Source organism: Pseudoalteromonas sp. SG41-5, assembly GCF_014164495.1.
In the GTDB taxonomy this organism is placed as follows: Bacteria; Pseudomonadota; Gammaproteobacteria; order Enterobacterales; family Alteromonadaceae; genus Pseudoalteromonas; species Pseudoalteromonas rhizosphaerae.
The window spans coordinates 49833-76636 of sequence record NZ_JACJFH010000010.1 but is presented as its reverse complement, the minus strand read 5'-3'; the positions used below and the strand labels follow the sequence as shown (position 1 = coordinate 76636).

Genomic DNA, 26804 nt, shown 5'->3' with positions numbered 1-26804 from the left:
CTTTGTAATCGTCTGGTTCATCAAGTGTTAGGCGAAAGTGGCTATAATCTTCATACGCACTGAATGTGTGAGTCGTTATAGTATTAAATTTTGCCATGCCTAACGTAACATGCTCACGATCGTCCGGTGATGTTGCTTTTAGATGGGTATTCTCTAGTAAATCAAATGAAAATGCGCAGCAGTCAAGTCCTCTAGGGTAACCACTATGAGGACCTAAATTAACCATGTCATAGGTTTGAGTCACTCTTTCATTAATCACTTTGTTACATAGCTCTTCATCAATCAGTGGACAATCACTCGTTAGCCTAACTATGGTTGTAGATGATTGAGCATTATAATGTTTAGCAGCCAGATAATAGCGGCTTAGTACGTCTTGTGTATCCCCTTGGTAGGTTTTAATATTCAGCTGTGTGCATAAATCCAAGATAGGCTGCTCAGTGCCATCATTAGTTGTTGCGACAATGATTTGATCGTGCCAGTTTGGTAAGCGTTCAAGCATAATTTGTAACACTGGTTTGCCACACAGCGGCAACATCACTTTGGCAGGCAATCTGGTTGATGTCATACGTGCTTGAATTATTATTAATACATCAGACATGGTCACTGGTAATCGTAATTATTATTGAGATAAATATAGCAAATCATTACACTCTTGCACATAACTTAAAAGTTAAAATCCTTTTGGATCAATATAGTTTATCAAATTGTAAGCTATTGTAGATAATTAGGTATGAAATTTGCTTTGATTTAATGATTTTTTGACAGTGCAATTTAAGGGGCGCAAATGGCGTTTAATTCTGAAATTACCATCGATGGTAGAAAAATTGGGCCAGGTCATCCTGTGTATATTATTGCCGAAATGTCAGCAAACCATGGTCAAAATTTAGAGCAGGCGAAAGCGTTAGTTAGAGCCGCAAAAGAGGCCGGAGCTGATGCGATAAAGTTACAAACTTACCGCGCAGATACTTTAACAATGGATTGTAAATTACCGCATTTTGAAGCAACAGGTCCATGGCAAGGACAATATTTATATGATTTATACGAAGGGGCATATATGCCATGGGATTTTCACGCCCCTTTAATTCAGCTGGCGAATGAAATCGGTATCACTATTTTTTCTTCACCATTTGATGATTCTGCAGTCGATTTATTGGAATCTTTTGATTCACCTGCATATAAAATAGCTTCGCCAGAGTTGATCGATCATGACCTCATTCGAAAAGTTGCTGCGACTGGAAAGCCGGTGATTATGTCAACAGGTGGAGCAACGCTTGCTGAGATTGACGAAGCTGTGAAAGTTGCTCACCAAGCAGGAGTAACAGATTTAGCTATATTGAAATGTACAAGTAGCTACCCAGCTCCCCCGCAAAGCATTAATTTAAAAACAATCCCTCATTTAGCAGATGTTTTTAAAGTACCAATAGGCTTATCGGATCACACATTAGGTAACCATATACCTGTCGCCTCTGTAGCTATGGGGGCGACAATTATAGAAAAGCATTTTGTGATGAGTAAAGAAGATGAAACGGCTGATAGCTTTTTTTCCATGACACCAGATGAACTTGAAGATTTAGTTCAAGGAGTTAGGCAAGTTGAGTTGGCTATTGGCAGTGTACATTTCCCTAGTGAGCCCAGTAAAGCAAGGCGTTGCCTATTTGCAGTGAGGGATATTGCTGCTGGTGAAGTTTTGAACAAAGAGAATGTGGTCAATCTAAGGCCTGGTGTAGGTGAGCTGATGCCAAAGGATTTAGGATTTATAACGGGCAGACTCGCAACGAAAGCGATTAAAAAAGGTATGCCTTTGACTTGGCATCACGTTGGAGCGATTAAATGAACTATCTAATTTACGGAGCGGGTCATTTTGGAGAATGTTTTTATAGAATTTTAGTAAAGCAAAAGCTACAAGTTAATGGGTGGATCGATCAACGTTTAGTTAGCCAGATGAAGTATAATTTACCTATTTTTGATGAGCATACAGCTGATCGTAATATGACAGTCATTGTTGCTGTAACGACGTTAGTTAACTCTAATAGAGGGCAAATCAAAGAGCGCCTACAAGAGCTCGGTTATAATAATGTTCTTGGCTTTTTTGAGGCTGCACGAGAGTTCCCAGAAGTGTTTAAGGAATATGCACAGCTAGAGCATTTATGGATGCGCACAAGTCATCATGATATGTTGAATTTACCAAGTATTAAGTGGTTACGAGCGCGTTTGGGGGATGATAAAAGTAAAAATATATTAGATAAATTGTGTGCTTTTAGGGCATCCCTTTCTATTGATGACTACCCTGAACCGGATAGAAAAATTGAGTACTTCCCAGATGATATACCTTTCAATTTTCAATCACCAATTCGTTTTATCGATTGTGGTGCTTATACTGGGGATACAGTAGAGGCGTTTGTAGAACTTCATAAAAAAAATATTATAACACTTGAGCATATTTCCTCATTTGAACCCGATACAAATAATTATCAAACACTTACAAATACACAAAACAGGCTAAAGAAAAATAATCCTGAAATTTCTTTTCAAGCATTCCCTTCGGGGGTTTGGAAATGTGTTGATTTACTTAATTTTAATCAAGGGCAAACAAGCTCCAGCAATATTATACAAAGTGAAGTTATAAATGATTCTTCAGTATCTGTTGTTGATTTAGACTCAACTTGTCAAGCTATGGATATAAACTATATAAAAATGGACATAGAGGGGGCCGAATTAGCTGCTCTTGAAGGTGCCAAAAGTTTAATTCAAACCCAACAGCCTGTGCTAGCTATTTGTGTTTACCATAAACCGAAAGATTTATGGGAACTCCCTCAATTTATCGATCAATTGCAGCCTAATTACGATATGTATTTACGAGTACATGAACATTTAGGGTTAAGCACCGTTTTGTATTGTATTCCAAAAGGTTCTCATTAATGAAAAATCAACTTATTAACTTTTTATATCAGTTTTTTACAGACAGAGGTTGCGCTGTTGATATTGATAATATTTTAGAGCTTTCATTCAAGGATGATATAGCTTTGGATTCATTTGAGATTCTGACATTAGTAATGCAGATTGAATTGACTTTCGGTATAAAAATTGAACCTCAGGAATTGCTTGATCCAAAGACGAATTATGTGAGTGGATTTGTTGATATGGTTATGGCAAAGCAATAATTATGTTTGCAATTCGTATCACTAATAAGCAAGACAATGGCATTGGTCATTTAATGCGAATGAAACATTTGGCTTCTGCATTAAAACAGCATCAATTAGGTGTCCACATAATTCTTGATGATTTATGTCAGTTTAGCCAAACGCTGTATGCAGATTTTAAAGTGGCTGATGTTCATTGGCAAAATTATGAAGAGGACGCACTTTTAACAATTAATTATATGCATCAGAATAGTTTATCGCATTTAATAGTTGATAGTTATACTTTACCGCATGAATACGAGCAGTTGATAAAGAAATCCGGTTTTACCTTAACCGTTATTGATGATAACGAGCGACAACATACTTGCGATTTTTTGATTGATTATAAATGGGTAGGACCGAATACAAAGAGCCGTTATGAATCGCTAGTACCGACTGATTGCGTTCGTCTTTTAGGCCCGAATTATTGTATTTTAGATCCCACATATCGTACCGTTGAAAAGCACTCTTCGGAGTCAGATCTTCCCGTTCGAGTTTTATTTTCATTAGGTGGCGGTGGTGATCTTTTTATTCTAAAAAGAATCTTTGATGGATTACCAAGAGCCATTCAAGCAAATGTTCTTTTTGATATAGTGGTAGGTCCCTATGCAACGAATAAAGATACTATGTATGCTATTGGGCAAGAGTTTCCAAATATTAATATTTTAGAGAATGTAACTTGCCTGAAAGAGTATTATGAAAGAGCCTCACTTTTTGTGGGTGCATTAGGCACCTCTTTTTATGAATGTGCTGCGACTAAAACACCAGCGATTACTTTTTCTCTTGAGGATAACCAGACTAATGATATTGATATCTTGGAGTGGTTAGGTCACTACCTCCATATTAATGATGTTTCTATTGATGATTTTTTGCGATTAGGAGAGTTAATTGATATCGCTCTTAGTCAATTACCAAGATTACAATTGCTGGTAGCCAAAAGAAAAGTATCGGTTGATGGCGAGGGGGCACGGCGAATAGCTAAAGCTCTTGTCGGTGAGAAGATATCAACAAATTGTTTTGCTATTGCTGAGCAGCACTGCGAAGTAAAGACTGAATTAACAGATAATTTGGTTGTTTGCCAAGTTGATGATACCCATATAAATAGTTATTTATCGGCTAGAAACTTACCTAGCAATAGCGTGAGAATGACTGTGCAGAATGCTATTAAGCCATTGGAACATTATTTATGGTGGTTTAATCAATCACGTTTTAACTTTGTGATTACAGAGCGAGAAGGCAGTAGGCAATCTCAAAGTTTGTATATCTGGCATAATTTATATAAAGATAAGTATTTATATGGCGGCTGGTTTTCTTGTAATCAAGATCTTTCCTTGCCCATAGCTATGATCGCCTTACAATGGCAACTTGAGTTTTGTAAAGCGAGTCATCCCAATGCTATTTGGCTTGCGGTGATCCACAAAGACAACAAATTTGTAAATTTGCTAAATAGCTATATGGGATTTGTGGCAATACCAATACATTCAAAAGAATATAAAGTAACGCAACAGTTATTTCCTTTGGCCGATGAGCAGTTTAATTTTGTAATGTGGGACCCAAATGCACAATAAAAATATATACCAGCTTGTTCAATCACATACGGTTACTCAACCTGAGAAAATTGCGTGTATATATCAACAGACCCAAATTAACTACCAACAACTAATAAATAAGGTTGATTCTTTAGCTGCTGGCCTGACTCAGTTAGGAATTAAGCAAGGACATAAAGTTGCGTTATTTTGTCCAAATAACCTCGAGTTTACATATTGTTTATTAGCTGCGGCTAAACTGGGTATTGCGCTTGCGCCATTACCACTAACTCTTAAAGGACAGGCTTTATCAAAAGCGTTACAAGTAGCTGATTGCGAGTATGCTATAGCATGGATAAGTGTGGCTGAACAACTTGTTAATAATGATGTTTTAGCTACCGACAATATAATTACGATAGGTGGCAATAGTGATAACTTGATTGATTTGGTCAATGTAATGTCTGCATCCACGGCGCAATATGATGAGTTTCCAGTAGAAAATATCAATTTACCTTATATTCTTACCATGACTTCAGGTTCTACTGGTCAACCTAAGCCAATAGTATTTACTCAAGCGACTAAAATTGTTCGCGCATTTGATGCGACGGCTCAGTATTACCAATTAGATAAAAGCGATGTTGTGTTGGTTTCAACACCTTTATATCATTCACTTGCACAGCGCTCTTTACTGATGCCACTAATGTTGGGCGCAAGTGTAGTTATTTTACCCAAGTTTTCAGTTAATGCTTGGCTTGATGCAATCAATACTCATAAAATTAGTTTTTTATTTGCTGTTTCAAGTCAACTAAAGGCCTTGATCCCAGAGTTAGCAAAAGCGCAGTTAACAAGCTTGAAGTGTGTTGTATCATCTTCTGCAACGCTTGAAAGCGACGACAAAAAGTCACTGTTATTAGCCTTGAATTGCCGTTTTCATGAATGTTATGGGGCATCAGAAATGGGGGTGATCAGTGATTTTGATATAACCGAGCCGAATGTACCGATCAATAGTGTAGGTAAGCCTTTACCAAATCTGAAAATAAAAATATGTGATGCTGAACGTAATACTTTGTCTAATGGTAATATCGGTGAAATAGCTTGTCGCTCACCAACTGCGTTTGCACAATATTATAACTTACCAGAGCAAACTGCGCAGAGTTACGACAGTGATGGTTATTTTTTTACTGGTGACCTTGGTTATTTGGATGATGATAATTATCTTTATTATGTTGGTCGAACAAAAGAAGTTATTAAATCGGGCGGGATCAATGTTTACCCGAGCGATATTGAGTTGGTAACTAATTACTTACCTTGGATTGCTGAGTGTGCGGCTTTTGGAGTAAGTGATGATAAATTTGGAGAAGTCATTTTATTATCTTTTGTTTGTAATGATACTGCGCCAGTGAATGCAAAAATGCAGTTGCAAATGCATTTATTCAAAGAACTTACTGACTATCAGCAACCGCGAATTTTGTTTGAGATGAAAAGACTGCCAAAAACCGAAATGGGTAAAATCCATAAACCGAGTATCAAGCAGGCATATCTAGAGAGTTGTAATTAAGCGTATTACACGCTTTCCCAGCCAAGTGTTTGTGTCGAACGTTTGGCAGCAGCAAATAACTTTAAGCCATCTGCGGCGTGTTCTAAACCAAATACGTATGGTTGGTTATTTTTTTGCCCTAGTTGAAAACATTGTAAATCTTCAGCGATGTCGCTGTATAAGTTTGCAAATGCTTCTACAAAACCAGTGGGATGGCCTGGTTTCATGCGGTTATATCTAAATTGGTGGGCGTAGTCGCACTGACCCGCTCGGTCTAATATCTCTCGCCTACCATCATTAAAATTTAGTTCTAACTCATCGGGGTTGAGCTGTAACCATTTAGCACTTCCGGTATCTCCATACACTCTGATCTGTAAACCGTTACGATGACCAATAGCCGTTTTTGACATCCACATGCTGCCTTTGACGCCACTGGCATACTTTACTAGCATTTGTACGTCATCGACTAAATTAGCATATTGAGAGTGGTTACTAAATTCGGCTAATGTGTGAGTTGGTTCCTCACCCAATAAAAAGCTACTTAGGTGATGAAGGTGAACACCTAAATCTAAGCAAATGGTTGGTACTTCAGCATCTCGCAGACGCCACGCCTGCGGTTGTGATGTTTTTCCCGCGATATCGGGGGGGCGGCGAAAGCCTTCTTGCGGCATTTCTAAATGAATTTTTTGAATTGTTCCCAGCTTTCCTGAATTTATTAAATGCTTTAACTCACGTACCATTGCATAGCCACTGTAGTTAAAAGTAACAGCTAAAAATTGTTTCTTTGGATCATAATAAGGGCGAAGAATTGCAATTTCTCGTGGTCCACAAACCATCGCTTTTTCACAGATTACGGGTAATTTTTTTTCGAATAAATACTGTAAAACTTCTAAATGATGCGGTGTTGGAGTGAGCACTACAAAAGCATCAATGTGACCCTTTTCAGCTTCGACCATTTCTTTCCAATCTGCGTAAACACATTCTGCTGGGATCCCCCAATGAATACCTGTAGCTTGATTATTTTCTTGATTACGACAAAAGGCACCGGCAACAACTTGAAATTTATGATCCATGTGAGCTGCGCAAAAGTGTACATAGCCAACAGCTGACGTGTTACCCCCGCCAATAAAAGCAAGTTTGAAAGTCGGGTGAGTTTGTAACATAGTTGCCTCAAGGTTCATTAAATAATATGTTTATATCGTCAAAAAGGTTGAAAACTTTAATTTAAGATTTGCTGTAGAGTGTTCAGTATAAAATGCACTTCTTGCTCTTTCAACGATGGATGAAGAGGAAGGGTGATAGCACCTTGATAATATTTTTCAGCATTAGGGAAATCACCAGCCTTAAAGCCTAGAGCTTGATAGTATGGCTGTAAATGTATTGGAATATAATGAACGTGGCCAATGATCCCTACTGCTCGAAGCTGAGTTACAGCGTTTTTATGACGAGTTGCATCGCTATTATTAAGTTGAATTATGTACAAGTGATAAGCGGAATAACAGGTATCAATTTGTTGCAATGGACGAACCAAATTTAAATTAAGATGTGTATCATATATTTTAGCAAGGTGATGTCGCTGCTTAATAAATTCGTCAACTTTACTTAGTTGGCTAAGCCCTAACGCTGCGTGTAAATCAGTCATTCGATAATTAAAGCCAAGCTCGATTTGCTGATAGTACCAAGGCCCATGGCTTGCATCGGTCATTTCACTTTCATCTGATGTGATCCCATGGCTTCTTAATCTTTTTAAACGCTTTGCTAAATTATCATCATTTGTAACCGCCATACCGCCTTCAGCTGACGTGATGATTTTCACAGGATGAAAGCTGAATACGCAAATATCTGAAAACTCACAATTACCAACAGGCTTATCTAAATATTTAGCACCAATGGCGTGAGAGGCATCTTCGATAATTTTAAAATCATATTTAGTAGCGAGCTGATGAATGGCTTGCATATTACATGATTGACCCGCCAAGTGTACCGGTATTACAACTTTAGGTAAGCAGTTATTTTTTTCTGCTAGGATCAGCTTCTGCTCAAGTTCCTTAATCGACATGTTGCCGGTATCTAAGTCAATATCAACAAAGTCAATCTTAGCACCACAATAAAGTGCGCAATTACTTGATGCTACAAAAGAAATAGGAGATGTCCAGACTATATCGTTTTCTCCAACGCCTAATGCTAGGCATGCGATATGTAACGCCGATGTTGCACTATTTACTGCAATGCCATGCTTTACTTTACAGTAACTAGCAATGCCAGCTTCAAATGCGGGTACTTTAGGACCTTGCGTGAGCCAGTCAGATTGTAAGACATTGAGTACCGCATCAATATCTGCTTGGTCAATAGATTGCTTTCCATATGGGATCATAAAAGTGCCTGAATATTAAAAGCTGCTATTTCTTCTATCGTTAAGAAGTGGGGGTTACTTAAAGAACTATATTCAAATCCGATCTCAACTTTCCTACCGCACTCATTTAATGCATTTGTATCAAAATTATTGCTGCGACTACTAAATTTAATGCCAGGTGCAATCACAAAATGATCATCAAATTCGTAGGTATCAAAACACAAATCAGAAGGGCACATCACCTCATGTAATTTTTCGCCCGGGCGAATACCGATATTTTTTTGTGGCAGGTTTGGTGCCATTGCTGTTGCTAAATCAGTAATACGAATTGATGGGATCTTGGGAACAAAAATTTCTCCCCCTAACATCCTCTCAAAGTTAGTTAAAACGAAATCAACACCTTGCTGAAGGCTGATCCAAAAGCGGGTCATTTCTTCATGGGTGATAGGGATATGGTCGCGGCCTTGATCAATAAACTTTTGGAAAATAGGCACTACTGAACCGCGCGAGCAGACTACATTACCGTAGCGAACAACTGAAAATGTGGTGCGATTACCACCGGCAATATTATTAGCGGCAACAAACAATTTATCGGATGCTAATTTTGTCGCACCATATAAATTAATTGGGTTGGCTGCTTTATCAGTAGAAAGCGCAATGACTTTTTCAACATTATTGTCTAAGGCAGCATCAATGACATTTTCAGCACCATTAATGTTAGTTTTGATGCATTCCATCGGGTTATATTCTGCGGCAGGGACCTGTTTAAGAGCTGCAGCATGAATAACGTAATTTACTCCACGCATTGCACGGCGTAAGCGGTCTTTGTCGCGTACATCACCGATAAAGTAACGCATACATGGTTGATCAAAGTCTTGCTGCATTTCAAATTGTTTTAACTCATCACGAGAGAAAATAATTATTTTTTTTGGCTTGTATCGCTCAAGTAACGTTTTTACGTATTTTTTACCGAATGATCCGGTACCACCGGTAATTAAAATTGTTTTGTTATCGAACATAGTTTTACCCAAGTTATTTATCATTGGCGTAGTTATAGTAAAAAATTAAATACGCAAAAAGTGAAATTTAATACACTGCTCAGTACTTTACCTATTAACAGAGTAGGTTAGCAAGCACGATGCCAAGTTAATTTAATTAAACAATGGTACAAAGTGCAAAATTTGGCAAATTAAGCTATAATTTAACCAATCAGCGTGTCGGAGCCTGTTATGAAAATTCAATCACCAGCAACTAGTTTTTTAAACCAAACACAGCAAACCAGTAACAAGCTTGCAGAGCAACTTGCTACGGGTAAAAAAGTCAACTCTGCGGCAGATGATGCCGCGGCATTGCAAATTATAGATCGGTTAACCTCCCAGCAAGACGGTTACAGCCAAGCGGTGAATAATGCCTATGATGGTATTTCTTATTCGCAAGCGACCGAGTCAAACTTGTCGGGTGTCAACGATGCTGTCTCGCGTATTCGTGAATTATCTATTCAAGCAGGTAATGGCGCATTAAATGATAATGACCGTGCTGCTTTGCAAGAAGAAGTGGTGCAATTACAAAGTCAGATTACAGAGACGTTTGAAAATGCCAATTTTGCAGGTAAACCTTTGTTTGATGGTCAGTCGGTGTCGTTTCAAGTTGGTCCAGATGCGAATGCAAATCAAACGGTTACTCCTTCGGATGGTAGTTTTGCATCAGTAATATCAACAATTGATATTTCTACTCAAGCAGGTGCACAAGCTGCAATTGATATTAGTGACCAAGCGGCGGACGAAATTAACGCCCAGCGTGCTGAACTTGGTGCTTTTCAAAATACATTGGCTAGCACTATTAAAGGCCTGGGTACTCAGCAAGAAAATATTGCCGCGAGCCAAAGTCGAATTCAAGATACCGATTATGCTCAGGCGGTTTCACAGCAGGTATCAAATGATATTTTAGCTCAAGCGTCAATAGCACTGCGTGGCCAAGCTAACCAATCGGCTGAATCTATTTTAGGGTTATTATAACGGCTATGATAAAACAGTAATTCTTAAGTATTACTTGCAATTAGCTTAGTGTCTGTTTTTTGGCATCTATGTCAAAAAACTGCCGCTTTGTGCTTGCATCCCTGTCAAACTCGCTTACAATTTAAATTATTAATAGCTTGTAGTAACTGTGGTTCGCTAAATAATGATCTTGATTTTAGACAATAATAATAATCGTGCGATTGGTTTACATGCTGCGCTTACCTTTATTGGTGAGGCAGTGCAACTGCTTGACGATGCAAGCCTTGAACAAGAATGTGAAAAATACCAAAAGCAATCATGTATGGTGATCCTCGGTGCATTGCAAAGCTTAGATCATGAAAGCGTGATCAAGCGCCATCCAACAATACCATTTCTATTAATTGGTGAAACCCTTAAACCACTGTTGAGCATTGCCAATGTAGTTGGCCTTATCTGTGAACCTTTTAACCATGATGTAACGACTCAATTACTGCATGATTGCCAACAGTATCAACGGATGTTACCAAATGAGCATAAACACGCAAAACCGCACAAAACCTTTGATGGCTTAGTTGGTGAAACTGAAGCGGTTAAAGATGTACGCTTTTTAATTGAACAAGTTGCTAAAACGGACGCTAATGTATTAATTTTAGGCGAATCAGGTACTGGTAAAGAAGTGGTTGCTCGTAATGTTCATTTACTATCAAAACGTAATACAGGGCCATTTGTACCGGTTAACTGTGGGGCGATACCTGCGGAGCTGTTAGAAAGTGAGTTATTTGGTCATGAAAAAGGCGCGTTCACTGGTGCTATTTCAGCGCGTAAAGGCCGCTTTGAACTTGCCCAAGGTGGGACGCTGTTTTTAGATGAAATTGGCGATATGCCGCTACAAATGCAAGTAAAGTTATTACGAGTGTTACAAGAGCGCAGCTATGAGCGGGTTGGTGGTACAAAACCAATTCAAGCCGATGTGCGGGTGATTGCTGCAACACACCGTGATCTTGAACAAATGATAGAGCAAGGAAGTTTCCGCGAAGATCTATATTATCGACTCAATGTTTTTCCTATCGAAAACCCATCTCTTGCAGAACGTGCTGATGATATTCCATTATTATTAAAAGAGTTAATGCGCCGTATTAATGAGCAAAGTGGTACTACCGCTAAGTTTACTGAGCGGGCAATTGATAGTTTAAAAGAGCACACATGGCCGGGGAATATTCGCGAGTTAGCGAACTTAGTTGAGCGTATGGTGATCATGTTGCCAGATAAAGTGGTTGATATTCCCGATCTACCAGCAAAATATCGTTATATTGAAGTTGATGCTTATGAACCACAATATCCCGAAGAGCTTATGGAGCGTGATGCTTTCAATGATATTTTCAGTACTGGTTTTAGTGATTACGACGATGAGCCAGAAGTTGAAGCAATTCAGCCATCAGCAGACCTTTTACCCGACGAAGGGATTGAGCTAAAAGATTATTTAGCTGAGCTGGAAATTAGCCTGATCACTCAGGCCTTAGAGCGTTATGATTATGTCGTAGCGCGTGCTGCGGAGATCTTGGGTGTACGCCGCACAACCTTAGTTGAAAAAATGAAAAAATATAACCTATCACGAGATTAACACGTGCTAAGTTGCTAATATTTTACTTCGCAATATCAGTAATTACAGAGTGTGGTCGTCGTTTACGGTGATAAGTTCATTGACGCGCTAAAGCACTACCTACCATTTCGGTGCTTGCAAATAGTTACTTAATTTTTACCACCGAGGCGCTGCGCGCTACACGGAGCTGAAGGGCTAGGACCCTAATCCCTTCCTCTTTGAACTCGGAGTTCTCTGTGGTGGATCAATCATTTAAAGGTCTTTTGCACAAAGAGAAGTGAATGAGATCAAATGAGCAGATAAAAATATATATAAATCTTTCGTGGCTGAAGCCTGCTTATATGTGGGTTAAGCATTTGTAGGAAATGGCTTCAGCCATTAATTCCTAGACGCTAGATTTAGGATCCTAGCGCCTAGTCACTTTTCTAGCTCTTAACACCTAGTATTTTTCAATAATCTCAGCTTTACGAAAACAATCATTACTGTGATCATTCACCATACCACAGGCCTGCATATGGGCGTACACTGTGGTTGGACCTAAAAACTTAAATCCCCGTTTTTTTAAATCTTTTGCAAATGCAGTTGAGGCCTCTGTGATTGCAGGGTAGTCACTAAGTTTATCTAACTCATTCACTAACGGCTTACCACCTACAAACTGCCATTGATAGTTACTGAAGCTGCCAAATTCTTGCTGAATTTCAATAAAACGTTTGGCGTTATTTATAGTTGCTACAATTTTTAAACGATTACGTATAATTGTTTCATCAAGCATTAATCGTTCAACATCGTGCTCGTTCATTTGTGCGACTTTTTCTACATCAAAATCCAAAAATGCACGACGATAACCATCACGTTTCTTTAAAATCGTATACCAACTTAATCCTGCTTGTGCTGATTCCAGAGTAATAAATTCAAAAAGTGTTTGGTCATCATATACTGGGATCCCCCATTCATCATCGTGATAGGCAACATAGTCATCTTTACTGGTATCGAGCCAAGGGCAGCGACATAAATTTGTTGAATTCATAGTGTCTCCTTGCTTTGCTTATTTTAGTTTGTCATTTTTTTGTCGCGTTATTTATACGCTAAGCAAATGAAATTAATCAATATAATTGTTGGTACAATTTGTGCATTTAGCTAGTTAGATCCTGTAAACGAGAATGCATTATGGCCTTAGCTAATGTCTTAAAACCACAATTTATCACAGCGACCCAGTATAACCCATGTTTACTGCAAGAAGAGTACATTGGTGAGTTAAGTGAATTACGCCAGCAAGCCAGTTGGTTAAGTCATTTAGTAGATACAATGCCTGCGGGTGTTGTGGTGCTTGATGGTCGCGGTTTGATCGCTAAAGCTAATCAAATTGCAACAGACATGCTAGGGGAGCCACTCGAAGGTGAAAAGTGGTTCAGTGTGATCCAGCGCTCGTTTCGGCCCCAACAAGATGATGGCCATGAAGTATCGCTAAAAGATGGACGCTTAATTAAGTTAGAAATAACGGCATTAGCGCCAGAGCCAGGGCAATTAATCTTAATGACTGACTTAACCGAAACGCGTCGTCTACAAACACGCGTTGCACATATGCAGCGTTTAAGTGCATTGGGTAAAATGGTGGCATCTTTGGCACATCAAGTGCGAACACCACTGTCTGCTGCGATTTTGTATGCCGCTAATTTAGGTTCAAAGCGGTTACCCGAAAGCTCGCGAGGCAATTTTCATACTAAGTTAATGTCGCGTTTAAAAGATCTCGAAACCCAAGTAAACGATATGTTGTTGTTCGCAAAAAGTGGCGATCAGCAAGTTGTTGAACATGTTTCCATGCAGCAATTATTAACTGAAGTGAAAACTGGCGCTGATGCTATGGTCGCACTTAATAATAGTGAACTTCAGGTCAGTTTACCTGAGCCTGATATCGAGATAATGGGCAATAAAACTGCGCTTGCCAGTGCCATTCAAAATCTTATTCACAATAGTATTCAAGTCATTGGCAGTAATGCACTCGTTCAATTAAGTGCGCAGCGGGATGCGAGTGACCCCGAGCTAGTGTGTATTACTGTAAGTGATAATGGCCCTGGGGTCGATTTAAGCTTACTTGATAAATTATTTGAACCATTTTTTACTACCCGAAGCCAAGGCACAGGTTTAGGCTTAGCGGTAGTTAGTTCAGTCGCAAATGCACACCAAGGACGAGTTGCAGTAACGAACAATGCTCAAGGCGGAGCCTGCTTTAGTTTACTGTTACCTATTTGTACAAAGTCAACATCGGCGGAGGCAATATGAACAACACGATTTTAGTGGTTGAAGATGATGCAGGGCTTCGTGAAGCCTTGATTGATACGCTTGAAATGTCTGGAATAGATTGCGTTGCGGCTGACAGTGCCGAGCAAGCTATGGTGCTACTTAAAAAAGACAGCTTTTCGCTGGTCGTGAGCGATGTGCAAATGGGCGCGATGAGTGGTCTTGATTTACTGCGCAGCATAAATCTTAATTACCCTGATCTACCGGTTTTAATGATGACAGCGTATGCGACTATTGATGATGCTGTTGAGGCTATGCGGTTAGGGGCAATTGACTATATGGCCAAACCGTTTGCGCCCGAAGTGCTACTTAATATGGTAAGCCGCTATCTACCTGAGCCAGAAAAAGAAACTGATGGCCCGATTGTCGCCGATCCGAGTAGCATTCAGCTATTAGAACTTGCAAGTCGGGTTGCTAAATCGGATGCCAGTGTGATGGTGCTTGGTCCTAGTGGCTCAGGTAAAGAAGTACTCGCACGCTTTATCCATGATAAATCAGATCGCGCAGAGCAGCCATTCGTCGCAATAAACTGTGCTGCGATCCCTGAAAATATGCTCGAAGCTACATTATTTGGCTACGAGAAAGGCGCGTTTACTGGTGCGATTCAAGCTTGTCCGGGTAAATTTGAGCAAGCACAAGGTGGCACAATTTTACTTGATGAAATCACTGAGATGGATTTAGGCCTACAGGCTAAGTTACTACGTGTATTACAAGAACGCGAAGTTGAACGTTTAGGTGGTCGCAAAACTATTAAGCTAGATGTGCGTATTTTGGCTACCAGTAACCGTGATTTAAAAGAGGCTGTGGCTAAGCACCAGTTTAGAGAAGATTTATATTATCGGTTAAATGTATTTCCGTTGATGTGGCGTCCACTTTGTCAACGTCCAGGCGATATTGTCGTGTTGGCAAAGCATTTAATTGAACGTCATCTCAATAAAAGCAAAGAGCCTATCGCTGTACTTAGCGAACCGGCAGAGAAAAAATTATTAGCTCATACTTGGCCAGGTAATGTGCGTGAACTGGATAATGTGATCCAGCGTGCGTTGATATTACGCCACGGTGATATGATTGACGAAAGTGCTATTTTTATTGAAAATTTAACCCAGACTCCTCTAACTGCGGCTTTATCAGCAAGTTTAGTGCCGGTTAATTCAGCACCAGAAAACACTACTTCGGCGGTTACAAGTTCACCAACTAATGATGCTTATTATGATCTGCAAGCGCCAGCAATAAAAGCGACAGCAGAACGCAATCAGCTGCGTGAAGAATTACCAAGCTTGGATTCGGGAAGTTACAAAGATGAACTTAAAGATAAAGAGCATAGAATTATTTTAGAGACCCTAAATCGTTGTCAAGGCAAGCGTAAAGATGTAGCTGAAACATTAGGGATCAGCCCACGAACATTACGTTATAAATTGGCACAAATGCGTGATTTGGGGATCACCTTACCTGCTTAAGCCTCTATAATTTTTGTTTTCCTTCACTATTTAATTTACGCTCAGCCTTGCTGGGCGTAAACTTGTCAAAACTCTGACAACAAAAACACATCTCAAGCTATTGATATTAATTAATTTATTAGTTGGCATGCTTTGTGCTTTATTAAGTTATTAGTAAACTGCATCGTCAGAGACAATTATGAAAATTCAAAACAGCGCATTATTTCAAGAAATGCAATCTATGGCTCTCGAAGCTGGTCGTAGTAATCAAGTAAACAAATTACCGACGCAGGCGCAGCCTACTTCGAGCGCCCAATTTGGCGATTTGTTAAGTGATGCACTCAATACCGTGAATGGCCTTCAAGCTGATGCAAAACAAAAAGTCGTAGCGGTTGAAATGGGCGACCGAAATGTGTCATTAGCGGATGCGATGATCGCATCACAAAAATCATCGGTTGCCTTTGAAGCCACTGTACAAGTTCGTAACAAACTTGTAGAAGCCTATAAAGAAATCATGAACATGCCTGTTTAACTAGGTAGTGGAGAATTATTGTGGCGCAATCTAATCAATCAACAGATCTTGCTTTGGCCGGCGGCGGTATCGACCAAACTGATAATGACGATCAACAAGAACAAAAGTCAGGCTATTTAAGTGCATTAAACGGCGTTGATGTATTACGTCAGGTCACTTTAATTATTGCATTAGCGATTTGTTTAGCGATCGCTATTTTTGTGATTATTTGGGCACGTCAACCAGATATGCGTCCACTTGGAAAAATGCCAACGGAAGAGCTAATTCAAACGCTCGATTTTTTAGATGCACAAAAAATTGACTATCAACTTGATGGCAATGTGGTTTCTGTTCCTGAAAATGAATATCAAAATATTAAATTGTTAATGACCCGCGAAGGTATTGAGCAAGCGCCGAACTCGGGTACTGATATTATCATGCAAGATATGGGTTTTGGTGTTAGTCAGCGTTTAGAGCGTGAACGTTTAAAGCACGGTCGTGAACAACAACTTGCGCGCACGATCGAGGAACTACAAAATGTCACGCGTGCTAAAGTATTATTGGCAATCCCGAAAGAAAATGTTTTTGCTCGTCGTGAGAAAAAACCATCCGCAACAGTTGTATTAACTTTAAAACGTGGTCGTATGCTCGGTAGTGAAGAAGTGGACGCCATTGTTGATATTATTGGTTCAGCAGTGCAAGGTTTAGAGCCGTCACGAGTAACTGTAACAGACCAAAATGGCCGATTACTTAATTCAGGATCGCAAAGTGCGTTAGCTGCTCGCTCACGTAAAGAATACGATATTGAACGTAAACGTGAACAAGAATATCTAGATAAAATAGATGGTATCTTAATGCCAGTTATTGGCATGGGTAACTACACTGCACAAGTCGATTTAAGTATGGACTTTAGCGCGATTGAAGAAACTCAAAAACGCTACAACCCTGATTTACCAGCGGTACGCAGCGAAACCACTTTTGAAGAAAACAACATCGGCGGGTTAGCTATCGGTATTCCTGGCGCGCTGACAAATCAGCCCCCAGTGGATTCGAATATTCCTGAAGTTGCCGGTCAAGGTGGTGCAGGCTCTGGTTCATCACCCAGTCGCACTCATAAAGAGGCGACACGTAACTATGAACTTGATACTACTATTTCCCATACACGTCAGCAAAGTGGTGTTATTCGTCGAATTAGTGTGTCTGTGGCAGTCGATTATGTGGCAAAAGTGGGTGAAAATGGTGAAACGACTATGGAGCCTCGCTCAGTTGAAGCACTGTCAAATATTCGTCGTTTACTGCAAGGTGGTGTGGGTTTTGACTTACAGCGTGGTGATGCATTAGAAGTAGTGACAGTACCGTTTGTACGTGAACCGATGGACTTAGCTATTGAAGTACCACTGTGGGAACAAAACTGGTTTATGAAAGTTGTGCGTTTAGTGCTTGGCGCATTGGTTATTATAGTGCTAATCATGGCGGTGGTTAAACCTATGCTGAAACGCTTGATTTACCCAGATGATACCCTTGAAGAGTATGATGATGATGCGCTTAGTTCTGGTGTAGATATTGGTGATAACACCCTAGATATGCTAAATAAAGATTTTGATTCTGCTTCGGTTGGCTTCTCAAGTGATGGTACACTACAGTTACCAGACCTACATGGCGATGAAGACTTATTAAAAGCTGTTCGTGCCTTAGTAGCAAATGAGCCAGAACTCTCCTCACAAGTTGTGAAAGCGTGGTTAACTGAAGATGACTGATCAAGAACAAAAACAACTGCCAGCAGCGTTTGATGTTGATAAATTAGACGGTGTAGATAAAGCCGCAATTTTATTGCTAAGCTTATCCGAAGAAGATGCAGCGCAAATATTAAAGCACCTTGAACCTAAACAGGTGCAAAAAGTGGGTATGGCAATGGCGGCGATAGATGATCTATCGCAAGCCAAAATCAGTGCCGTGCACAATTTATTTATAGAACAAATACAAAGCTTTAGTACGATTGGCTTCCAATCAGAAGATTTTATCAAAAAAGCGCTTACTGCGGCACTTGGTGAAGATAAAGCGGCAAGCCTGATAGATCAAATTGTTATGGGATCTGGTGCCAAGGGTCTTGATTCATTGAAATGGATGGACTCAAAGCAAGTTGCCAATATTATTCGCAATGAGCATCCGCAAATACAAACTATCGTTTTATCGTATTTGGAGCCTGAGCAATCGGCCGAAATTTTAGCGCAGTTTCCTGAAAAAGTGCGCTTAGATTTAACCATGCGCATCGCCAACCTTGAAGAAGTTCAACCTGCGGCTTTACAAGAATTGAACGAGATCATGGAAAAACAATTTGCCGGACAAGCTGGTGCGCAAGCTGCGAAAATGGGCGGTTTGAAAGCGGCGGCTGATATTATGAACTACCTCGATACCAATATTGAAGGTCAGTTGATGGATTCAATCCGCGAGCATGACGAAGAGATGTCGCAACAAATCCAAGATTTAATGTTCGTATTTGAAAACTTAATGGATGTTGATGATCGTGGTATTCAAGCTATCTTGCGTGAAGTCCAACAAGATGTACTGATGAAAGCCATCAAAGGCACTGATGATGCATTGAAAGAGAAAATCCTCGGCAATATGTCAAAACGGGCTGCAGAGATGCTTGCTGATGATTTAGAAGCAATGGCACCTGTGCGGATCAGCGAAGTTGAAGCCGCGCAAAAAGAGATCTTATCTACGGCACGTCGTCTCGCTGATTCAGGTGAAATTATGCTTGGTGGTGGTGGTGGTGAGGAGTTCTTGTAAACCATGAGCAAACCTACTCAATATCAAGGTCGTCCTTTACGTGCCAGTGAAGCAGTTGATGAATTATTAGAAAACTGGCCAATTCCAGATGTTACGCAAGACACTCGAAAATTCGATGGTCGTTCAACGGCGTTTGGTACACCGCTGGCCGATTTATATCGTAAAGAGCTTGAAGAAAGTGAACAAGCACTAGAGCCCGAAGAGCCTGAGCTGCCTTCGTTAACGATGGCTGAGCTGGAACGAATTCGTCAAGATGCCTACGAAGAAGGCTTAAAACAAGGCCACGAGCAGGGTTATATTGATGGTTTTGAAAAAGGCGTAGGTGAGGGAAAAGAAGCCGGTTATAAAGAAGGCATTGAGCTTGGTAAAACACAAGGTCAAGAAGAAGTAAAACCACTGATTGAAGAACAGCTAACGGGTCTAAAAGCATTGTTGGATAGTTTGTCAGCGCCATTAGCTAAAGTCGATGATGACGCCGAAAAGCAACTTGTACAGTTAACCGTAATGCTAACCGAAGCGTTAGTTTATCAAGAAATTAAAACCTCCCCTGAAATTATTTTGCAAAGTTTAAAGCAGTGTATCGATGCGTTAGCCAATGAGCAGCAAAGTGTGCGTATTCATTTACACCCTGAAGACATTGAACTGGTTAAAAATAGTTATGGTGAAGCTGCACTAGCTGAAAACCATTGGCAGTTAGTTGCAGAGCCGACTTTAGATCGCGGTGGTTGCCAAGTAAAAACACCACAATCATCTATTGATATGACTATAAAAACCCGCGTCAAAGAAACGTTGGATAGTTTTTTGCATAGTAGTGGTATCTAACGCTATTTTTGGTTTGCAATGAGTTCTCAACCACGCCCATTAAGTGAACGTTTACAACAGTATCAAAAACATATTCATAGTCCAACGCCTGCTGTTGCGGGAATTTTAACCCGTGTTGTAGGGTTAACATTAGAGGCGAAAGGATTACGCGCGCCAGTTGGCAGCCAATGTAAAATTGAAACCATGCATGGTTTTGTTGATGCTGAAATTGTTGGTTTTAATGACCAGACGCTTTACTTGATGCCAAATGACCATATTTCTGGTGTACTACCTGGTGCGCGAGTTATCCCACAAGTAAATGATACCGGACTGCCTGTTGGTATGTGTTTACTTGGTCGTGTTGTTGATGGCTTAGGGCGTCCGTTGGATGGGCTTGGAGCTATTAAAGCAGAGCATTACTTAAAATTTGCACAAAATTCCATTAACCCATTATCTCGACGACCAATTACGCAGCCGATGGATGTTGGCGTACGCGCTATTAATTCAGTGATAACTGTTGGCCAAGGCCAGCGCATGGGGCTATTTGCAGGCTCAGGCGTGGGTAAGTCGGTATTACTGGGTATGATGACCCGAGGCTCAGAAGCGGATGTAATAGTTGTTGGTTTAGTGGGGGAGCGTGGCCGCGAAGTAAAAGAATTTATCGAAGAAATACTCGGTGTGGAAGGGCGTAAACGTTCTGTCGTAGTTGCCGCGCCCGCTGATGCATCACCATTAATGCGATTAAAAGGCTGTGAAAGTGCGGTAACTATCGCGGAGTACTTTCGCGATCAAGGTTTAAATGTTTTATTGCTACTGGATTCTGTAACGCGTTATGCCATGGCGCAGCGCGAAATAGCGCTTGCGGTTGGTGAACCACCAGCGACTAAAGGTTATCCGCCTTCAGTGTTTGCAAAGCTACCCGCGCTGGTGGAACGTGCTGGTAATGGCGGCGAAGGGCAAGGCTCTATCACAGCGTTTTTTACTGTACTGAGTGAAGGGGATGATATGCAAGATCCGATTGCTGATGCGGCGCGAGCCATTTTAGACGGTCATATCGTGTTATCCAGAGAGCTCGCTGACAGTGGTCATTATCCTGCTATTGATATAGAAAAATCGATTTCACGGGTGATGCCACAAGTTGTCTCAGAAGCACATATGCAACAAGCGCGAGTGTTAAAACAAGTGTATTCAATGTTCCAGCAAAATAAAGATATGATTACTTTAGGTGCTTATCAAAAAGGCACCGACCAAATGCTTGATCAGGCCATTAATATGATGCCAAGAGTGAATGCATTTTTACAACAAGGCATGAAGGATGTGATCAGCTATGACGATGGCCTACAAGGGCTTGCGCAATTATTAGGACAAGCATAATGGCAACCAATAAGCTCAGTTTATTGCTGAAAATAGAAAATGATAAAGAAGAAGCTTTACGGATAAATTATTTACAAGCGCAGCAAAACTTGCAAGGCAATCAACAAAAATTGCAAGGCTTGAATAACTTTCGCTTAGAATATACTCAGCAATTACATGTAAAAGGAAAGTCCGGTTTAAGTAGCGCCGGGTTTAGTCAATATCATGCTTTCATTGCCAAAATCGAAGAAGCCATTCGTCAACAAGCGAATACTGTCAGTACCGCTAAACAAGTTGTCTCACAACGCCAAAGTTTATGGCTTAAACAGCAGATTAAGGCTAAAGCGGTTGCTAAGTTAATAGAAAAACAGCAACTTAAAGCGAATGTGATCGCACAAAAAAATGAACAAAAAATGCTTGATGAATTTTCCGCAAATCAATTTTACCAAAGACGTCGCGTTTTATAGTCTATTGCCCAAAAAAGGGTTATTTATTAATTCAAATCAGCTTAGGCATATTATTTGCTTGTTTAATGTAATAAGTATTTATTCTGGCAAACTGCGGCGGCAAATTGCCACTTTTAATCTAGGTGAATTATGGCTATTAGTGATCTTTCAGTGTTTATCTCAACTGAGCAGGATGTTCAGTTAAATAAAAAAGACAGTGCCAAAGGTGGTGCAGCAGCAGATAAAGAAAGTACTGATAGTGGCTTTTTTAGCCAATTACAAAGTGCCAACAATGCTGCGGAAACATCTACCAAGGTTAATTCAACGGGTGCTGAGCCTCGTTCAGCTGAAGCCGTAATTGTTGCTGAAAAAGCACAAGAAACGTCTGCTGACAACAGTGATGAAAATGCGATGTCTGGTGATGCAATGCTTGCGCAAATAACGGCGGCTAATAACATGGACACTCGGGTAAATAATACGCCAACTGTCGAAAATTCCTCATTACTTTCAAAGTTGGGGAAATACAGCGAGGAAAAAATAGACCCTACGCTTGTTAAAGTCACTGGAGCCCGTCCAATTGATGATGTTACGCCTATTATTGATACAGAGACTCCTGCTACTGATGATCCGATTGCACAATTAGTCGATAAACAGCTAAAACCATCGTTACTTACAGAAAAAACGGTGCTGGCAGAGGCAATTGATAAACAACTTCAGCTAAAGGGGAGCACTCCGCCTGATGATGCAGTTACTCCTATTATTGATGATATTCAAGTCGCAAAAGAGACATCGCAAAATAAAGCGATGGCAATGCAGCCAACAATCCAACAAGCAGTTGCGACTACAACTACGTTAAAAAGCGGGCAAGTTGACAATGACGCAGCTCAAATAATTGCTGCTGCAAATACAAGCCAAGGTAAACCACAAGACAGTGAAGTATTAGCTAAAGGTTCCGACGCTATGCTTGCTCAGCAAGGAAAACCTCAACAGAGCGCAGCACTAACTGCAGATGCAGCAGTTACTAACGTTACTGCTAACGCTAAACAAGCAATCAAAAGTGCCACTGAAGTAGCAATGGACGCTGAAGCGGTTAAAGGTGTTGCTTCAAGCTCTCAAACTGATGTATCAGAAAAAGCAGCTGAACAGTCAAAGCATAATAATAGTGCTGTATTAGAGCAAATCAGCAAGGTATTACTTAACTCAACGACAACTGTGCAAAAAAATGAAAATCCACTGTTGGCGAGCTTAACACCGGAGCAGCAAAAACAGCTGCAAACTCAGGTTGATGTCATTCGTCAGCAAGATCCATTACCGGCTAACATAACAGACTTAAAAAAAATGCTGGCTGAATTTGTAGCGCTTAATAGTAAAGAAGTTGCAAAACCTACCACGGCAGTTGCGACAATGAACACCGCAGAGCTAACTCAACTAAGTAAAGATATTTCGCTGTTAAGCCCTGTGCAAAAGCAGGCATTAAGCCAGCGATTACAAAATTTTGTGAGCAATGAGCAGCCCAAAGGGGCTTTATTAACTCAGATAAATAAGGCGATTACTGAATTAGCCCAGCCAGAGAGTACTGAAAAAAGGACTGAGTCAAAAGCTCAATTGACGGTTCAGTCAATGGCAGATAATTTAGCAAGCACTACAACTACCAATAGCAGCACCGCTAAATCAGATACAAATAAAGTATCTGCGCCACAAGATGCACTTATAAAGGCTGCAAGCAAAGAGCAAGAAGTGAAACTGGCAGTACAAGATAATGTTCTAAAAAGCGAGCAATTTGCTGAAAATATTAAAGCAGAGCAAAACCCTGTGCGCGACAACACATTGGCACGTGTAAATCAATTGTTTGGCCAGCTCACCGGATTAACCACTGCAGTTACAACAGCCACGGCTGTAGAAGGGAGTGAGCAAAGTTATCAACAAGCCTTGACTGATATGCAAGTAATGCATGCTCAGCAAGCGAGTCCTACATCACAGACAAGACAAATAAATATTGATCCAACTACGTTACAAGCGTTGAATATCATGAAAAGTGATGCTGCCAAGTTACTGCAAGAACGAGTAAGTGCATTGTTAAGCATTAATAATAAAGAAGCTGAAATACGTCTTGATCCGCCAGAAATGGGCAGTATGCAAATTCGTATTCGTAGCGATGCAGAACAAGCTCACATTAACTTTGTGGTGCAAAATCAGCAAGCCAAAGAAGCCCTTGAGCAATCAATGCCGAGATTACGGGAAATGTTAGCGCAGCAGGGAATTGAACTGGGTGAAAGCAGTATCCAGCAGGGGAATAGTCAAAGTGATACTGGTGGTGACGGACAACAAAATGGTCGTGGTCAACAGGCAAATCAGCAACAAAATGAAGAGGAAACTGCATTAACTCAGCAACCAATTCGCGGCTCTGGGCAACAATCTTCATCATCAATAGATTACTATGCCTAACACCTGCTATTATATGAGGTATAAGACTATAAAAATAAATAACTTGATGGTGCGCGGTGACACTCGTAATATCGCTATTATCAAGGCATAAAGGAAAGCGGCATGGCTGAAGAAGCAAATTTAGAAATTGAAGATGGCAGTAAAAGTAAAAAAAAGCTGATTATAATTATTATTGCTGCGGTATTGGTAATTGGTGGTGCCGCTGGCTTTTTCTTGATGTCAGGCTCAGACGCTGCACCTGAAACACTTGCAGACGAATCGGTTGCACCAGCAACTGAAACTGCAGAGGCAAGTGGCAGTGGTGCAAAGGTTGGCAGTGCTTTATATGTTGCGATGCCTCGACCTTTTATTTTTAACGTACCAGGTGCCAGTCGTGACCGTATTGTGCAAATAAAAGTGCAATTACTAGTGCGCGGTGATGTGAATGAAGAAACGGCGAAAAAGCATATTCCACTAATTGAAGGTACATTGCTTGGTGTGTTTTCAACCACCACCGCAGATGAACTGGGCACTAGCGAAGGAAAAGAAACCCTGCGAGTAGCAGCGCTTGATAAAGTACAAGCGGCGTTAATGGACGTAGAGGGAAGTAAAGTAATCGAGCGGGTGTTGTTTACCGGCTTTGTAATGCAATAAGGGGTCAGCGTGAGCGATTTATTATCCCAAGATGAAATCGATGCCCTGTTGCATGGTGTCGATGAAGTCGAAGAGGAGGATCTACAGGACGGTGATGATGGCAGCGGTAATACGCTACAATACGATTTTTCTTCACAAGATCGTATTGTTCGTGGTCGCATGCCGACTCTGGAGATTGTGAACGAACGATTTGCTCGACACATGCGAATTAGCTTGTTTAATATGATGCGCCGCACTGCTGAGGTTTCTATCAATGGCGTACAAATGATAAAGTTTGGTGAATATATCCACACTTTATTTGTTCCTACCAGTCTTAACATGGTGCGCTTTCGTCCTCTTAAAGGTACTGGATTAATCACCATGGAAGCACGGTTAGTGTTTATCTTGGTTGATAACTTTTTTGGTGGCGATGGTCGCTATCATGCGAAAATAGAAGGTCGTGAATTTACGCCTACTGAGCGCCGTATTGTACAAATGCTATTAAAAATAATCTTTGAAGATTACAAAGAAGCATGGGCGCCGGTAATGGACGTGTCTTTTGAATATCTTGATTCAGAAGTTAATCCAGCAATGGCGAATATCGTCAGCCCCACCGAAGTAGTAGTGATCAGTTCATTCCATATTGAGCTGGATGGCGGTGGCGGAGATTTCCATATCGCATTGCCGTATTCAATGCTTGAACCTATTCGTGAATTACTCGATGCTGGTGTGCAATCAGATACTGAAGATACCGATTTACGTTGGAGCAAAGCCTTACGTGATGAAATTATGGATGTTGAAGTTGAAATATCAACACAACTGCTTGAAGTTGATTTAACCTTAGCGCAAATTATGGAGCTTAAGGCTGGGGATATTATTCCTGTTGAAATGCCAGAGCACATAACGGTGTTTGTCGAAGAGCTGCCGACCTTTAGGGCGAAAATGGGTCGTTCTCGTGATAACGTTGCGCTGCAAATTAGTGAAAAAATTAGACGTCCTGAATCAGTCAAATCAGAGTTGCATGTCTTTACAAAAGGTGGCAAAAAGCTTGATTCAGATGCGGAATTAGCAGAACTAGAAGATGATCTACACCTTTCAGAAGGCGTAGATTTAGACTGGTAAGAGAATTAAAAGGTTTAATAGTATGAGTGATGACCAAGATACAATGGACGAATGGGCGGCTGCTTTAGCCGAAGCCGAAGGAACCGACAGTTCTGACGGTGCCAAAGTAACTGAACTTGACGAGTTAAGTGATACTAGACATGAAATGAGTGGCGAAGAAAAACGCAAACTCGATACAATTTTAGATATCCCGGTAACTATTTCGATGGAAGTTGGGCGTTCAAAAATCAATATTCGTAACTTACTTCAGCTTAACCAAGGTTCAGTTGTTGAACTTGATCGTGTTGCCGGTGAACCACTGGATGTATTAGTTAATGGTACATTGATAGCGCACGGTGAAGTCGTCGTAGTTAATGATAAATTTGGTATCCGCCTCACTGACGTGATCAGCCAAGTTGAACGGATCAAAAAGCTGCGATGAGCAGTTGGCTTTTTTTATCGACTGCAGCAAGCTCAGCACTGCCCGCAGCGACACCTATGGGCGACTTACTCTCAATGGTAATGTCTTTAATCATGGTGCTAGTACTGATTGTGGTACTGGCATTTTTGGTTAAAAAACTAAACCCCAATTTAGCAAATACCGACGAATTTAAAGTGGTGCGTAGTTTACCATTAAGTGCGCGAGAGCGATTAATGGTCGTCGAAATTGATAATTGTCAGCATTTATTAGGTGTAACGCCGCATAGTATTAACTACCTGCATAAATTAGAAACCCCGTTAACAGAAAAAGAGTTGCCAGCCCTAGCACAACGTTTTGGCAAGCTATTAAACCCACAAACTAACCACATTAAAAAGAATTAA

25 protein-coding genes are annotated in these 26804 nt (G+C 40.5%); 20 read left to right on the top strand and 5 right to left on the bottom strand.

The features are described 5' to 3' along the window. On the bottom strand, positions 1 to 598 hold a 598-nt coding region (locus H5232_RS04670), incomplete at its 3' end, for a cytidylyltransferase domain-containing protein (protein ID WP_182830591.1). Positions 599 to 784: 186 nt separating this feature from the next. Here H5232_RS04670 and pseI point away from each other — a divergent pair. The 5 genes from pseI to H5232_RS04645 are packed head-to-tail and all read left to right on the top strand — an operon-like array spanning position 785 to position 6263. Next, positions 785 to 1834: a pseudaminic acid synthase gene (pseI, locus tag H5232_RS04665; RefSeq protein WP_182718191.1), complete on the top strand. Its 1050-nt coding sequence runs from the start codon at positions 785 to 787 to the stop codon at positions 1832 to 1834. Continuing rightward, on the top strand, positions 1831 to 2919 hold the full coding sequence (locus H5232_RS04660) for an FkbM family methyltransferase (protein ID WP_182830590.1): 1089 nt from the start codon (positions 1831 to 1833) through the stop codon (positions 2917 to 2919). The genes pseI and H5232_RS04660 overlap by 4 nt, the downstream gene beginning before the upstream one ends. Beyond that, positions 2919 to 3161, top strand: coding sequence for an acyl carrier protein (locus H5232_RS04655; RefSeq protein WP_076923517.1), 243 nt, complete (start codon positions 2919 to 2921; stop codon positions 3159 to 3161). Before H5232_RS04660 ends, H5232_RS04655 begins: the two co-directional genes overlap by 1 nt. Before the next feature lie 2 nt (positions 3162 to 3163). After that, the gene (locus tag H5232_RS04650) at positions 3164 to 4747 is read left to right on the top strand and encodes a hypothetical protein (RefSeq protein ID WP_182718189.1); all 1584 of its coding nucleotides are present in this window, start codon (positions 3164 to 3166) and stop codon (positions 4745 to 4747) included. Then, the gene (locus H5232_RS04645) at positions 4737 to 6263 is read left to right on the top strand and encodes a class I adenylate-forming enzyme family protein (RefSeq protein ID WP_182718188.1); all 1527 of its coding nucleotides are present in this window, start codon (positions 4737 to 4739) and stop codon (positions 6261 to 6263) included. The genes H5232_RS04650 and H5232_RS04645 overlap by 11 nt, the downstream gene beginning before the upstream one ends. Positions 6264 to 6268: 5 nt before the next feature. Here the strand turns inward: H5232_RS04645 and H5232_RS04640 are convergent, their stop codons facing one another. Genes H5232_RS04640 through pseB form a run of 3 tightly spaced genes read right to left on the bottom strand, consistent with a single transcriptional unit; the run spans position 6269 to position 9614 of the window. Continuing rightward, positions 6269 to 7405 (bottom strand): Gfo/Idh/MocA family protein, encoded by a 1137-nt coding sequence (locus H5232_RS04640; protein ID WP_182718187.1) that lies wholly within the window; start codon positions 7403 to 7405, stop codon positions 6269 to 6271. A 56-nt stretch (positions 7406 to 7461) separates the two neighbouring features. Further along, positions 7462 to 8616, bottom strand: coding sequence for a UDP-4-amino-4,6-dideoxy-N-acetyl-beta-L-altrosamine transaminase (gene pseC, locus H5232_RS04635; RefSeq protein ID WP_182718186.1), 1155 nt, complete (start codon positions 8614 to 8616; stop codon positions 7462 to 7464). Then, positions 8613 to 9614: a UDP-N-acetylglucosamine 4,6-dehydratase (inverting) gene (gene pseB / locus H5232_RS04630; RefSeq protein ID WP_149981506.1), complete on the bottom strand. Its 1002-nt coding sequence runs from the start codon at positions 9612 to 9614 to the stop codon at positions 8613 to 8615. The genes pseC and pseB overlap by 4 nt, the downstream gene beginning before the upstream one ends. Before the next feature lie 210 nt (positions 9615 to 9824). Here pseB and H5232_RS04625 point away from each other — a divergent pair, with 210 nt between their 5' ends. Together H5232_RS04625 and H5232_RS04620 are read left to right on the top strand one after the other, a co-directional pair. Further along, positions 9825 to 10610 (top strand): flagellin, encoded by a 786-nt coding sequence (locus tag H5232_RS04625; protein ID WP_149981504.1) that lies wholly within the window; start codon positions 9825 to 9827, stop codon positions 10608 to 10610. Positions 10611 to 10773: 163 nt separating this feature from the next. Beyond that, a complete protein-coding gene (locus H5232_RS04620; RefSeq protein WP_149981502.1) occupies positions 10774 to 12210 on the top strand; it encodes a sigma-54 dependent transcriptional regulator in 1437 nt (478 codons plus the stop codon). A gap of 418 nt (positions 12211 to 12628) precedes the next feature. On the opposite strand, the gene H5232_RS04615 is transcribed toward H5232_RS04620, so the two are convergent. Further along, a complete protein-coding gene (locus H5232_RS04615; protein WP_145239421.1) occupies positions 12629 to 13216 on the bottom strand; it encodes a DNA-3-methyladenine glycosylase I in 588 nt (195 codons plus the stop codon). A gap of 140 nt (positions 13217 to 13356) precedes the next feature. On the opposite strand from H5232_RS04615, the gene H5232_RS04610 reads away from it, so the two are divergent. From H5232_RS04610 to fliO, 13 genes are all read left to right on the top strand, one after another. Continuing rightward, positions 13357 to 14469 (top strand): PAS domain-containing sensor histidine kinase, encoded by a 1113-nt coding sequence (locus H5232_RS04610; protein WP_182739663.1) that lies wholly within the window; start codon positions 13357 to 13359, stop codon positions 14467 to 14469. Continuing rightward, on the top strand, positions 14466 to 15944 hold the full coding sequence (locus tag H5232_RS04605; RefSeq protein ID WP_182718184.1) for a sigma-54 dependent transcriptional regulator: 1479 nt from the start codon (positions 14466 to 14468) through the stop codon (positions 15942 to 15944). The genes H5232_RS04610 and H5232_RS04605 overlap by 4 nt, the downstream gene beginning before the upstream one ends. A gap of 178 nt (positions 15945 to 16122) precedes the next feature. After that, complete coding sequence (gene fliE, locus H5232_RS04600; RefSeq protein ID WP_145239413.1) at positions 16123 to 16455, top strand: flagellar hook-basal body complex protein FliE; 333 nt, start codon at positions 16123 to 16125, stop codon at positions 16453 to 16455. Between the two features lie 20 nt (positions 16456 to 16475). Next, positions 16476 to 18191, top strand: coding sequence for a flagellar basal-body MS-ring/collar protein FliF (fliF, locus tag H5232_RS04595; RefSeq protein ID WP_182718183.1), 1716 nt, complete (start codon positions 16476 to 16478; stop codon positions 18189 to 18191). Beyond that, positions 18184 to 19224: a flagellar motor switch protein FliG gene (gene fliG, locus H5232_RS04590; RefSeq protein ID WP_145239407.1), complete on the top strand. Its 1041-nt coding sequence runs from the start codon at positions 18184 to 18186 to the stop codon at positions 19222 to 19224. The genes fliF and fliG overlap by 8 nt, the downstream gene beginning before the upstream one ends. Positions 19225 to 19227: 3 nt before the next feature. Then, positions 19228 to 20046 carry a flagellar assembly protein FliH gene (fliH, locus tag H5232_RS04585; protein WP_145239404.1) on the top strand — a complete coding sequence of 273 codons (819 nt, stop codon included), beginning with the start codon at positions 19228 to 19230 and terminating at the stop codon, positions 20044 to 20046. 18 nt (positions 20047 to 20064) lie between these two features. Next, positions 20065 to 21399 carry a flagellar protein export ATPase FliI gene (gene fliI / locus H5232_RS04580; protein ID WP_145239400.1) on the top strand — a complete coding sequence of 445 codons (1335 nt, stop codon included), beginning with the start codon at positions 20065 to 20067 and terminating at the stop codon, positions 21397 to 21399. Continuing rightward, positions 21399 to 21845 carry a flagellar export protein FliJ gene (fliJ, locus tag H5232_RS04575; RefSeq protein WP_149981493.1) on the top strand — a complete coding sequence of 149 codons (447 nt, stop codon included), beginning with the start codon at positions 21399 to 21401 and terminating at the stop codon, positions 21843 to 21845. Before fliI ends, fliJ begins: the two co-directional genes overlap by 1 nt. 129 nt (positions 21846 to 21974) lie before the next feature. Next, the gene (locus tag H5232_RS04570) at positions 21975 to 24269 is read left to right on the top strand and encodes a flagellar hook-length control protein FliK (RefSeq protein WP_182830589.1); all 2295 of its coding nucleotides are present in this window, start codon (positions 21975 to 21977) and stop codon (positions 24267 to 24269) included. A 102-nt stretch (positions 24270 to 24371) separates the two neighbouring features. Further along, positions 24372 to 24902 (top strand): flagellar basal body-associated protein FliL, encoded by a 531-nt coding sequence (gene fliL / locus H5232_RS04565; protein WP_182830588.1) that lies wholly within the window; start codon positions 24372 to 24374, stop codon positions 24900 to 24902. A 9-nt stretch (positions 24903 to 24911) separates the two neighbouring features. Further along, on the top strand, positions 24912 to 26003 hold the full coding sequence (gene fliM / locus H5232_RS04560) for a flagellar motor switch protein FliM (protein ID WP_149981487.1): 1092 nt from the start codon (positions 24912 to 24914) through the stop codon (positions 26001 to 26003). Between the two features lie 22 nt (positions 26004 to 26025). Continuing rightward, positions 26026 to 26424: a flagellar motor switch protein FliN gene (fliN, locus tag H5232_RS04555; RefSeq protein WP_149981486.1), complete on the top strand. Its 399-nt coding sequence runs from the start codon at positions 26026 to 26028 to the stop codon at positions 26422 to 26424. Continuing rightward, positions 26421 to 26804 (top strand): flagellar biosynthetic protein FliO, encoded by a 384-nt coding sequence (gene fliO / locus H5232_RS04550; RefSeq protein WP_145239382.1) that lies wholly within the window; start codon positions 26421 to 26423, stop codon positions 26802 to 26804. Before fliN ends, fliO begins: the two co-directional genes overlap by 4 nt.